The 10,378-nt window shown below is 54.8% G+C and carries 10 protein-coding genes and 1 riboswitch; of the genes, 4 read left to right on the top strand and 6 right to left on the bottom strand.

The features are described 5' to 3' along the window. Positions 1–412 precede the first annotated feature (412 nt). From VFE46_12325 to VFE46_12310, 4 genes are all read right to left on the bottom strand, one after another. Positions 413–595, bottom strand: a complete 183-nt coding sequence (locus tag VFE46_12325) for a Flp family type IVb pilin (protein ID HZZ28780.1) — start codon at positions 593–595, stop codon at positions 413–415. 282 nt (positions 596–877) lie between these two features. Beyond that, positions 878–1,060 carry a Flp family type IVb pilin gene (locus VFE46_12320; protein ID HZZ28779.1) on the bottom strand — a complete coding sequence of 61 codons (183 nt, stop codon included), beginning with the start codon at positions 1,058–1,060 and terminating at the stop codon, positions 878–880. An 82-nt stretch (positions 1,061–1,142) separates the two neighbouring features. Continuing rightward, on the bottom strand, positions 1,143–1,325 hold the full coding sequence (locus tag VFE46_12315; protein HZZ28778.1) for a hypothetical protein: 183 nt from the start codon (positions 1,323–1,325) through the stop codon (positions 1,143–1,145). A 42-nt stretch (positions 1,326–1,367) separates the two neighbouring features. Continuing rightward, positions 1,368–1,550 carry a Flp family type IVb pilin gene (locus VFE46_12310; protein ID HZZ28777.1) on the bottom strand — a complete coding sequence of 61 codons (183 nt, stop codon included), beginning with the start codon at positions 1,548–1,550 and terminating at the stop codon, positions 1,368–1,370. Positions 1,551–1,780: 230 nt separating this feature from the next. Then, a riboswitch (cyclic di-GMP riboswitch) is annotated at positions 1,781–1,860 on the bottom strand. 515 nt (positions 1,861–2,375) lie between these two features. Between VFE46_12310 and VFE46_12305 the strand changes: the two genes are divergently transcribed. The 4 genes from VFE46_12305 to VFE46_12290 are packed head-to-tail and all read left to right on the top strand — an operon-like array spanning position 2,376 to position 8,140. Further along, complete coding sequence (locus tag VFE46_12305) at positions 2,376–3,260, top strand: hypothetical protein (protein ID HZZ28776.1); 885 nt, start codon at positions 2,376–2,378, stop codon at positions 3,258–3,260. Continuing rightward, complete coding sequence (locus VFE46_12300) at positions 3,227–4,333, top strand: DUF362 domain-containing protein (protein ID HZZ28775.1); 1,107 nt, start codon at positions 3,227–3,229, stop codon at positions 4,331–4,333. Before VFE46_12305 ends, VFE46_12300 begins: the two co-directional genes overlap by 34 nt. A 10-nt stretch (positions 4,334–4,343) precedes the next feature. Beyond that, positions 4,344–6,902: a YfhO family protein gene (locus VFE46_12295; protein ID HZZ28774.1), complete on the top strand. Its 2,559-nt coding sequence runs from the start codon at positions 4,344–4,346 to the stop codon at positions 6,900–6,902. Then, positions 6,899–8,140 (top strand): glycosyltransferase family 2 protein, encoded by a 1,242-nt coding sequence (locus VFE46_12290; GenBank protein ID HZZ28773.1) that lies wholly within the window; start codon positions 6,899–6,901, stop codon positions 8,138–8,140. Before VFE46_12295 ends, VFE46_12290 begins: the two co-directional genes overlap by 4 nt. A 51-nt stretch (positions 8,141–8,191) precedes the next feature. Here VFE46_12290 and VFE46_12285 read toward each other — a convergent pair whose 3' ends face one another. Next, positions 8,192–9,949 carry a DUF1598 domain-containing protein gene (locus tag VFE46_12285; protein HZZ28772.1) on the bottom strand — a complete coding sequence of 586 codons (1,758 nt, stop codon included), beginning with the start codon at positions 9,947–9,949 and terminating at the stop codon, positions 8,192–8,194. 125 nt (positions 9,950–10,074) lie between these two features. Continuing rightward, positions 10,075–10,378, bottom strand: a 304-nt coding sequence (locus VFE46_12280; GenBank protein HZZ28771.1) for a hypothetical protein, incomplete at its 5' end; no start/stop codon positions are given.

Genomic DNA, 10,378 nt, shown 5'->3' with positions numbered 1-10,378 from the left:
ATGCATGGGAGTTAATGTTTTTATGTAGCAATTAAAAGAGAATGAATTCTTTTACGGAGCAGCAATTCGCGTCGAACCACCAGGCAAAATTTATTAGTTGCGTGCTGCCACCGCCAACGTAACCAGGACCGCGACAAGCGTGAAGAAATAGGACAGCAAGCTAACGACACCGGAATACATTTCAACGGGAATGGCTGGATACATGGTAATCACCAATACGGACAAATGAATTCGCGATGGGAGTAGTTATCACGGCGCTGTACGCGGGCTACAACGTGTTAACGCGGCCTCAACGCTCCAGCGTACCTACTCAACCATACGTTAAAAAAGACCATCCGGCGTTGTTGCCCGTGCATATCGCAGGATGAAATTTAGATGTTCTCAGCAGCGGCCCTCAGAAGGTTGTGGCCCTCTAACTACCGCTGGCCAGCGAATTGGCGATAGTGGTGAATGCTGTCTTGGCGTTCGTGCCAATCGTCCTGACGGCCCCCAAACAAATCACCACGATTAGCGCCAGCATAACGGCATATTCCACTGCCGTCGGACCGTCTTCAGATTTAAAAAGGCGACGGATTTTCGCGACCCAAACCTGCATTGCAAGTCTCCCTTCGTTCACCCCGTGATGCCGATTGGTCTTTCCAGACTTCGCATCAAGTTTCGTCGCTGCCTTTCATCCCGCGGCAACCGTAGCGCAACCTCCGAGGAACAATTACAAAACTTTACGTCAAAACCCGGCCCCTTGTCGCCGCGCACGGCGCCTTCCGGCATTAATTCCGCATGAACGGCCCGTCCAGTTTGCGCCTCAAAAACACAAGCCTGGGGGTCGTAACCCCCAGGCTTGAAAAGTAAACAACAATCCCAAAACAACCAGGGTCAATTAGCTGCCGCTGGCCAGCGAGTTGGCAATCGTGGTGAACGTGGTCTTGGCGTTGGTGCCAATGTTGCCAATGGCGGCCAAGCACACAATCACAATCAAGGCCAACATGACGGCGTATTCCACTGCCGTGGGGCCATCTTCAGAAGTCAGGAATTTACGAATTTTGAGTAACGCATTCGACATGGTCGAACCTCATATGTTAAGAAGATAAAAAAGAAAAGAGAAACCAAACCGTTCACGAAACACAATCACTGCGAACAACTTTTCAACGGCCACTAGCCCACGAATTGGCTGGACCGTGTGCATTGGAAGTCGGATTGATGTGAATCGATGCCATCACTGCCAGGCAGACAATGGCAATCAGTTCCAACAGTACCGCACAATGCACCACGGCTCGGCCATGCTCACCGCCGAAAAAACGGCGAATGGTGTGCCGACAATTCGTCATAGGAACATCCTCTCTAAGGAGAGTGAAAAACAAACAAAACAATTAACTTCCACTGGCCAGCGAATTCGCGACGTTTTGGAACGTTGTGTTGGCATTCGTGCCGATCGTGCCGATTGCCGCCAGGCAAACAACCACAATCAACGCCAACATCACCGCGTACTCCACTGCCGTTGGACCATCTTCACAAACTAAAAATTCACGACCCCACAAAACCCAGCGCTTCATTTGCCCCTCCTAGGCCAGCGCACCCAGGCCTTCCGCCATCCTCAGGCCTAGTTCGCCAGCATGAGTGATTGCGGTTTCGCCGGGTGCCACGCCGGACAACTTTTGGCCGACGCCTGCCTGCATGTGCGCCCGACAAAAACCTTTCGGATTGGAAACAACAAGCGGCCTTGCCTCGATCTGAGAGTTGACCACCTCTTGCTCCCAACGGAGCCTTCAGCGTGCAACATCCCTTCGGTAGCGTGGCGATCCCAAAAACTCAGGACCCATCGCTTTGCGTCGCGGCCTTTCAGCCGGTTTGCCTTTTTCGAGGATGCTCAAGGACCAGCGGGTACGAATCAAATGCGTTTCCTCCTCGCGCCGAGTGTTCGTTCGAAAAGTTCGTTCGGCGGTCGGAAGCCACGTTTTTCCACAGCCCGAAAGCCATGTCACACGCCGGAGCCGCTCGATTGCTCAAGTCGTCTCCGCCTGTGCAATCAAACCTATGTTGTCTTTGCCCGATGTCAAATCGGGAAGTTTAAGAAATCTTCTCTGGTGGCAAAAACTTTTTGCTTTGTCGCGCGCAACGACCGTTGCCGTTGGCACTTTGCGATGTGCTGGGCATTGCCAACCTGACATTGTGGATTTTTTCCGCACAGTGCATGGACCATTTCATCTGCCCGAAATTGCGCCCGCAAAAAGCTATTGTTGCATGTGGAATCCGCATAAAAACTCGTGGAATGAACCGTCTGTAGGAAGCTGAACGTAGTCAGCCTGGAAGACAATCCAGCCGAAGCAATTCGGATTGTAGCGCGTTTTATGCCTGTAACGTCGGCGCCGGATTTATCGATGCAACTTTTAGAAACGCCGTGGATGAATTCCACGTTGGATCGCTTAGCATGCGCGCCCTGGGGCTATCATGCGAACGAACCGTCGGCAGCCGAGCCAACTGCACTGGCCGCGCTGGCTTTGTTGGGCGCAGGGCGCACTGCCGAAGCGCAATCCCCTTTGCAGTGGCTGGCAGCCGCACAAACAAGCAACGGCAATATCGCTCCGTTTGCTGAGCTAACTCAATCGGCTTGGCCTACGGCACAAGCCGCTTTTGCCGCTGCGGTGGCATCGCATCTGGGTGGCAAACCCCAGCTCAATCTCCCCTTGGCTCAACAATGGCTGCTCACGGCGGCAGGAATGGCCGTGGAAAACTCGCCGGAATTCGGCCACGATGGTCGGCTCATCGGCTGGCCCTGGGTCATTGGAACCCATTCGTGGCAAGAGCCGACCGCGTGGTCGGTGTTGGCATTAAAGTCGCTCAGATTGGGCAATCACCCGCGCACGAGGGAAGGGGTGCGATTATTGGTCGATCGCTTGCTTTCTACCGGCGGTTGCAATTACGGCAACACGGTCGTGCTAGGACAAACATTGCGGCCGCACGTCGAACCGACAGGCATTGCGCTATTGGCATTGGCCGGAGAAAAAATTGACGATCCGCGCATTGAGCTGTCTCTGCAATATCTGCTTGAGAACCTATCGGCGGAAACTACGCCCCTTTCGCTCAGTTACGGCTTGCTTGGGTTAACCGCTCACCATCGACAACCTACCGCAAGTGCAACCTGGCTGGAAATGGCTTATCGCCGCACGATTCAGCGAGATGCCTCGCCGTTGACGCTGGCTCTTCTTGCGCTCGCCTCGCAAGGCGAAGAATGCCCACTGATCAAACACACTCGGCCTGCATGACAACAAACGCCCACAACGAACAATCTGATTCCGCCCCAGCAGCCGTCGAGCGTGCCGGCGTTTCGCAATCGCCGGGTAGCTTTGATCGCCGGTCGCTGCTCATTGCTACCGGCGTTGCAGTCGCCGGAGTTCTCGGGCTGCCCCTAATAAAGCGGGCTTTTGCTTCACGGCAGCCAGTGTTTATCGCCCGTAATCAACGGTACGACGGACCGCTGCAAAAAACCATTGAAGATGGCCTGCTTGCCACAGGATTAACGCCGCAGCAATTCCGCGGTAAACGGGTTCTGCTGAAGCCGAATTTGGTAGAGCCGACCCGCAACTCACCGCAAATGACGACCAATCCGGTCGTGGTTTTGGCCGCTGCCGAAGTGTTTCGCAATTGGGGTGCGGAAGTGACTGTTGGCGAAGGTCCAGGTCATGTGCGCGATACGGAAATGGCACTGGTCGAAGGAGGAATGCAGGGCGTCTTGGACGACGGACGATTGACCTTTGCCGATTTGAATTACGAGCAAGTCGCGTGGACAAAGAATCGTGGCCGCGCCAGCCGCTTGGTGGGATTTTATTTTCCGCGCAGTGTGTGCGAGGCCGATTTTATTGTTTCCATGCCGAAATTAAAAACGCATCATTGGGTCGGCATGACCGCCTCCATGAAAAACTTATACGGCACGATCCCGGGCGTTGTTTACGGCTGGCCGAAAAACGTGCTCCATCACGCTGGCATTCCGGAAACCGTTTACGACATTAACGCCTCGCTTCCGCGCTCACTGGCAATCGTGGACGGAATCATGTGCATGGAGGGGGACGGACCAATCATGGGGAGCCCCAAACCGATGGGATTGATTCTCATCGGACCGAATTGCACCGCGGTCGATGCTACCGCTGCCCGCATCATGGGCCTGCGGCCGGAGAATATTAGTTATTTGGCACTGGCCGCCAATCAACTGGGCCCCATCAATGATTCCCGCATCGAGCAATGCGGCGAGCACTGGCAAGATTTGGTAAAGCCCTTTCGCATGATCGATGCCCCACATCTCCGCGGCCTGTCGATCGATCCAGGCGTGCAAGTTTCTTAGAGATTTTTATATGATCCAAGATTCCAATACCGCCGTCCTTGATTTGGAAGAGAGCAATGCCTCGGGAATAAATTACCAGACATCGCAGAGTTCCGAATCCCTGGTTTCCAATCGCCGTTCGAATTTCGGTCGTCATGCCACGGCAATTGCGTTGATTTTTGCAATCGCCGGTTTGTTGACGGCACTCGGTTGGCCACTACTTACCGGTCAGATTTATACCGTCGATGATTTGGGCTGGTATCACCTGCCGTTGCGCGCGTTTTATGTGCAACAATTGGCTCGCGGCCAACCGTTCGATTGGTGTCCTGGAATGTATTGTGGATTTTATTTAACTGGCGAAGGGCAGCTTGGCTCGTATCATCCGCTGCATTGGCTGTTGTACAAAACATTGCCCTTGTCGGTAGCGTTCGATCTTGAGTGTTGGCTTAGCTACCCGTTCATGTTGGCTGGAATGTATTTGTTTTTGCGGCGGTGGAATTTGCGGCGCGAGGCAGCCGGCTTTGGGGCCATGGTGTTCACGTTTGGAAGCTTCAACCTGTTGCACCTCATGCATTTGAATGGTCTGGCGATTGTCGCCCATTTGCCGTGGTTGTTGTGGGCAATTGACAAGATGGTGCGAACGCAGGTAATCGACAATCCAAACAGGCAATCCGTAACTCAGGCCGCACCAAACCGCCGCCAGGGTGTAGCGTTTTGCGTAATAGCTGGATTAACGGGTTCACAGCTATTACTCGGATATCCGCAGTACGTAATCTTTTCGTTGGCGGTTGAGGTTGGTTACATTCTGCTCCTGGCTATGACAGCAAGCAAATCGTCTTCGGCGGTGATGAAAGACTTGCTCCGATGGTCGCTGGCGGTGTTGCTCGGCGCACTGATTGGCAGCGTGCAATTCCTGCCAACGATTGATGCGCTGCAGCACTCTGTTCGCCAATCGAGCGCAGCGGAAGGATTTGCCACCCAGGGATCCATGCCACTGTTGAACTGGATGCAGTTGCTGACTCCCTATCTATTCGCCAATCGTGTTATCGGGGGAATTACTCACGAATTCGGCATGTACATGGGAGCAGTTCCGTTGACACTGGCGGTGTGGTGGCTCTGCCGTGGAAAGCGTGCGAACCAACATCGAACCTTGACCGTTGCCGCGCTTACTGCAGCGGCCATTGCGCTCTTATGGACATTGGGCGATTTAGGCCCGCTCGGTTGGTTGCAAAACCATGTACCATTGTTGAACAAATTTCGGCTCCCTTCGCGGGCGATCGTGGTCTTTGAGTTGGCAGTCGCCGTACTGGCCGCATTGGGATTTTCCACTCTCCTAGGAATCGCGCGAAATTCGAGCTGGCCCAAAAGTGAGCCGGACCTGTCGAATTCAGGCCCATCCCATCGAGATCGAATGCAACTTCTGTGGGCATTGCCGCTTGGCAGTGCCGCTTTTACGGTGTTGGCGATGGGCTGTTGGCGTCCCTATCTCAGTTCGTATCCACTGGTGGCGGTTGGGCCCGTGATTATGGCAACTGCGGTTTGCCTAGTTTTGCGCGCGAGTGCCGGTGGACGATGGGCGTTGGCAGCGCTCATTTTGCTTTCGGCAATCGATCTGGGTGTATACGGGATGAGCTACTCGATTTATGGCCACGTGGAGCAACTGTCGCAATTCATTGCCAAAATCGACCCGCCGCCTGGATTTCCCTCGGGACGGGTAGCGCTCGATTTGGCCAACGGCACGGAAGCGGCGCCTGGGCAAAAAACGGTGCGTGCTGGCGATCAGATTTTGCTGGACGGCTGGCAGCGCGTGGATGGTTATGCCGGTTTGGACCCCATAAAAAAGCTTGATTATTGCCAACCCGCCGCCTTGCGCGCCGCCGGAGCACAGTGGATTGCTGCCGATGCCGCCAAGCAATTGGAAAATGCAAATCAACATGGTTGGGTTGCCAAGCTGGACCGCACGAAGATTGTTCCCGACCAACCGGTCTTTTCGATGGGCAAAAGCACCATTTGGATCCGACTGCGCGACCCACAACCCAGGGCGTGGTTGGTTTCGCACACCGTGGCCAGCGCGAACCCGGCCGTCGACATCAGCAAAATTTCGCTCACCGCAGAAGCACTCGTCGAGAAAGAAAGCTCGCCGCAGATGACCGCTCATCAACCAGCTGCATCGCAAAGTACCAATGGCCCGCCAGCACCGAAAGCCGACCCACCGCAACCCGTGGCAGTCCTCGCCGATGAGCCAGGCAACTTGCTACTGGAGGTGAAGTGCCCGAGCGAGCAATTTTTAATCGTCAATGAAAGCTATCACGGAGGCTGGCACGCCACGATCGACGGTGCCCCCGCTCCGATCTTGCAGGCTGATGGGGACTTTATGGGAACGTATGTTCCTGCCGGCCATCACGAAGTTGCCTTAAAATTCCAACCCGCCGGCCTGCGCTACAGCCGCTTAGCCTCCGGTTTTGGCCTAAGTTTGTTAGTAGTGCTGTTTGCAATTAGCAATCGGCGCACCAAGCGCGGCAACGGCCGGAACTTGTTGCAAAAGCCTTGCAATTCCACTTTAAATGAGATTGCGGACCGATCGAAATGAGCGAACCCGTTAGTCCTCCGTCTCGGCCACTGGTTTCTGATTCCCTGATTAGCGTCGTACTTCCGGTGTACAACGAGTGCGGCGTGCTCATGGAGATTTGCCAGCGGTTGCGCTGTGCACTGATCGCCTGCCGAACCACTTTCGAAATTATTTTTATCGATGACGGTTCTCTCGATGGAACCACGGAAGCGTTGGATCGAATTGCCTGCCATTTCGAAGAAGTGCGTGTCGTGCATCTTTCGAGAAACTTTGGCCATCAAGCGGCAATTCACGCTGGACTGACGCACGCCCGAGGCGATGCCGTCATTATCATGGACAGCGATCTGCAAGATCCGCCCGAGGCAATTGGCAAATTTTTGGACGCTTGGCAAAACGGTTACGACGTGGCGTATGCCATTCGAGTATGCCGCAAAGAATGGTTCGGCAAACGGGCGTTGTTTGCGGCCTTTCATCGGTTACTGTCGTCGATCTCCAACACGCACATTCCAGTGGATGCGGGAAACTTCAGCTTGCTAGACGCCCGAGTAGTGCGCCAATTGCTGCTGCTGAGTGAACGCGATCGGTATTTACCCGGGATGCGATCTTGGTTGGGCTTTCGGCAAATTGGCATACCGATTGAACGCGGCTCACGTTATGACGAGCAACCCCGAATTTCATTGCGCGGTCTGATGCGATTGGCAAAGACGGCAATTTTTTCGTTTTCTTCGCTTCCGCTGGCGGTGTTTGGCTGGCTAGGCTGGCTGGCATTGGCCATGTTTTTAGCCGTCAGCAGTTACTCCCTGTATTGCCGGATATTTACCGATTTAGCTATTCCGGGATGGACCTCACAGTTAGTAACGATGAGTTTTTTCGCCGCCCTCAATGCCCTGGGCATCAGCATGCTGGGCGAATATGTCGTGCGAATTTACGACCAGGTAAGAAAGCGACCGCTGTATTTGGTCGATCGTGTCGTCAGCTTTGGCGACGAGACCAATAGCGCCGGCAACAATACGGCGGCCAAGCTGCCGGCCCATGAACACGCGAGCGCGCCCAAGTTAGATCTGCAGCAGCTTGACCCGTTGGAAATTGAGGACACTTGGGACGGCGCCTACCAGCACTTGCTGGATCAGACGAGCGACTTGTTAGAATTGGGAACACTGGCACAGACCGAAGCCGAGGAATGCAGCAGAGAAGCGGTTGCTCCCCGCAAAGCTTACACCGTGTTCCAGCCTTCCGAAGAAAAGAGCGACTGCAAATAATTCGATCAAGCCATAACCACCTTGCTTGATCCCGGTTGCTTAATCAACTGCTTAATCCCACCACCAGCGCAACGGGCCATCATCTTTTTTGGGCGCGTCGTGCAATCGCAGCGAGGGCAAAACGTAGTTGTCGGTTTTGAATGTGGCGTCTTTTACTTGGGCCTTGGGATCAATCCGAACCCCGCCGCTGATGCCCACGATAATGGTTGTCTTGTTGAAGATCCGATGATTGATCACGGTATCTACTGCCTTGGGCGCCACGGCCAGTGGAACTTGATAATGCTGGACATCGCCAAAATAAAGCATGTGCCAACGAACCTTATCGGGCAAATTTTCACTACGCACCAGCGCACACACTAATGCCAAATCGCACATGTTTTGCAGTTCGGCGTAAATCGGGTACTTCACCGCTAAATCGGCAAAATGTTTGGTGAAGTTTCGGGCAAATTGTTGATTCAAAGCGTCAGAATTGCCCGTATGAATTTGTTGTCCGGCGGCCGTCAGCATTTCGTTTTCGCTGAGCACTTGCACCCCTTGCCCCCGCAATTCAAAGGCATCGTGCTGCGGCGTTGCGGCCAGCGCATCGTAATTCAAGGTGAACCACCAGCGCAACACATCCATGGGTGGCGGCGATTGCCCCGGCGCTAGCTCAATCATGTCGAGGTAACTGGGCACGCCGTATACTCCCTCTTCCAAGCCCATGCCCACTAGCTTCATCCGATAATCGGCTTCCACCAGAACCAAACCAACTCGGGTTCGTGGATCAATTCCATACACCTCGATTTTTTGCTGCCCCAGCTTTTCTCGCAGGCGCTTCAGCCACTCGTCACGCTGGCCTGGCTTCAAGGGCGTTTTGTTGGATTCGCTGACAAACGATTTCACTTCACCCAGCGAGGCGTCGGTGGGAGTAATGTTGCAACCCAAAGGGGCCTGTGCGGCAGACATCATCCGTCGCAAAATCACCACGAAATCATCCAGTTGCAGCACCGGTCGACCCGATTCTTTACCCACCATTCGCCCTTCACGATCGGTCTGCCAGGGCCCTGCTGGTCCGGCCAAAACAATATCCCCTTGTTCGGGATAAACCAGCACATAGCGAATTCGCTGCAAGCCGGCCATTGCCTGAATCTCTTCGGTCGGCCGTCGTCCTTGCGCCGCCAGCAATTCCACTTGCCGCTCCAGGCGAACCAGCGAAACCTTACGCAGCGCTGAACTCTGCTGCATATCGCTGCTGGCTGAATGCAAAGAAGCCTGCCGCAATTCCGCTAAACCAACCGAGCGATCGACTTTTACTAGCGGCCGCAACACACCATGAGGATCGATGTAAACTCCGGCCGGATAGCCCATGATGCTGCCCGGCCCCCCCATTTCGCTCCAACTGGCCGGCGCAACCGTCGAGGTAATGAGATCGATGAGTTGGTCGAAATCCGCCTGGTTTCCGCCAAACCGGCCGGCCGGGGTCAGCGGCTGCGCTTTAATTGCCGACAGCGTATCGCTCAGGCTGCCATCGTCGTCCATTTGCGAGGTCGTTTGTAGCGCCGCTTGATGGTCGCCGGCAGAAGCTTGCGCCACCGCAATCGCAGAAAGCATCCGCATGCGGTCGGAGGCCGAACCGGCCACTCGAGCCGCTTCCAGCGCCGGAGCAAATTCGCCGGTTTGAAGCTGCTGCGTCAGCAACGAGGAATCGCTGGGTTGATCGGCCTGGGCAACCATGCGGCTTAAAACGCCGGCAGCCAGTACAACAAGCAACCCCAGCGTTAACCACTGTATGTTGCGCAATAAACTAGAAGCTGCCAACCGTCGACGCATGGGCCACCTCCTCACGCCAACCAGCCTCGCACATGCCAGTGGGCAAAGTCAAGCGCCGCGGCTTGATCGGCGCGCCTTTATTCCGGGCTGGCCGAGAAATGGCAATTCCAGTGGGCCCAGCAGATCTACAGCACGCTCACAATTAGCACGGCCAATGCAATGCAAGCGGCGACAAAAATGATGATCTTACGAATTCCCGGATCCAGCCGGCGACGGGCTGGCGGCAAAACTACGGAAGCCTCTAAGGATGAGGGAGCAACCTGAAATTCGTCGATTGGCTTGATTTCATAAACCGATGCTGGCTCCGGCCGGCCCCAATCATTGTTGGAAAGACGCGCATCGTATTTCGCACGGCGCGCCGGATCAACAAGAACCTCGTAAGCCTTTTGGGCGCGCAAAAAGAACGGCTTCACTTCTTGCTCGCGGCCG

The sequence above is a fragment of the Pirellulales bacterium genome (assembly GCA_035656635.1).
GTDB lineage: Bacteria > Planctomycetota > Planctomycetia > Pirellulales > JADZDJ01 > DATJYL01.
The sequence above is the reverse complement of the archived record's forward strand: the minus strand, read 5'-3'. Positions and strand labels throughout refer to the sequence as shown.